1 protein-coding gene and 1 tRNA gene are annotated in these 1369 nt (G+C 40.7%); one reads left to right on the forward strand and one right to left on the reverse strand.

The window, feature by feature from the left end; genetic code table 11:
- Positions 1–141: 141 nt before the first annotated feature.
- A tRNA-Val gene (locus PHV77_06740) sits at positions 142–218 on the forward strand.
- A gap of 100 nt (positions 219–318) precedes the next feature.
- Here the strand turns inward: PHV77_06740 and PHV77_06745 are convergent.
- Positions 319–1191 carry a radical SAM protein gene (locus PHV77_06745; GenBank protein ID MDD5504984.1) on the reverse strand — a complete coding sequence of 291 codons (873 nt, stop codon included), beginning with the start codon at positions 1189–1191 and terminating at the stop codon, positions 319–321.
- Positions 1192–1369: the final 178 nt, after the last annotated feature.

Raw genomic sequence — 1369 nt, forward strand, 5'->3', positions numbered from 1 at the left:
CTACCGGGCCCACCATTTTTAGGACTCGAAGAGAGCCCTGCAATAAAATGCGACTCCGGTAAAATCTCCGTGTATTATTCCGACCGGGTTTTAAATAATTGATACGCTAAAGTTTTTAAGCATGTTAATTCGGCGCCTTTAGGGCGATTAGTTCAGCTGGTTAGAACGCTACATTCACATTGTAGAGGCCAGTGGTTCGAATCCACTATCGCCCACCATAGTCAAGCCTTACTGTTCTTTTTTGTTTTTTTGAAATTGGCGCCTGCGGTATGGCCGGCGTACCGGGTCTGCGCGGTAAGTTTTACAGGTTTTTTTTGGTTATTTTTTAAAAAAGTTCTGTGTCCAGCCGTTTTTGAAACCCATTTTCATCATATATGTTTGCGCTTTTTGGTACTCTATGATTGAAATCCGTCTTCCAAGCCCAGGGTCGGATTTTACATTAGGCGTGGGAGAGTATTGACTCATAAGGCTGATATGGGTATCGGTACCGAGATTTTCTGCAATAAGCTCAAGCGAGCGTTTCGTATTTTCTATCTGGCCTGGCAGTATAAGATGGCGTATTAATAGGCCTTTTAACGCGATCCCGTTTTTGTCTATTATCAGATTTCCTACCTGTTCATTCATTTTCTTAAGGGCCGCTATATTGTGCCTGCTATATTCAATAAAGCCGCAATGTTCTTTCGCCAGGGCATCGTTTGAATATTTTAAATCAGGCATATATATATCCACATAGCCTTTTAAGAGATCAATTGTTTCAGCGCTTTCATATCCGCTTGAGTTATATAATATGGGTATGCGCAGATTTTTTCTTCTGGCCATATCTATAGCCGATATTATAGACGGGACATAGTGTGTCGGCGATACAAGATTGATATTATGGCATTGTTTTTCTTGCAACCTTAGCATTATATCAGCAAGCTTTTCTATTGAGGTTTTTTGGCCGCGCTGGCCCCGGCTGTAACTAAAATTTTGACAATAACAACACCGCCCCGTGCAATAACTGAAAAATATAGCGCCTGAACCCCTATTGCCGCTTATGGCGGGTTCTTCAAAGCGATGCGCCATATGCGAGGCGATCGTAATTTGCTCTTGCGCGCCGCAAAATCCTGTATTCCCGGCTGTTCTATCAACAAGGCATTTTCTCGGACACAACCGGCATTTTTTGTAAAGATTTAGTATGGCATTGTCCATATACAGTATATTATAATAATAAAACGTTTATGGCAAGAGTATATATAAGCTAGTAGTGTCAAGATAATTGTGCACTTTCGTATTTAAGTTCAGATTGAATTGAGTCTTTAGACATATCCTCTGGTATTGTTATGTTAAGGTGCTTTATGATACCAAAGATCCATAAGTTTAAAGAGTG

The organism is Candidatus Omnitrophota bacterium (assembly GCA_028716165.1).
In the GTDB taxonomy this organism is placed as follows: Bacteria; Omnitrophota; Gorgyraeia; order JABMRG01; family JABMRG01; genus JAQUQI01.

Coding starts and splice junctions, on each gene's coding strand:
- PHV77_06745 (MDD5504984.1), bottom strand. CDS start 1,191: ATGGACAATGCCATACTAAATCTTTACAAAAAATGCCGGTTGTGTCCG.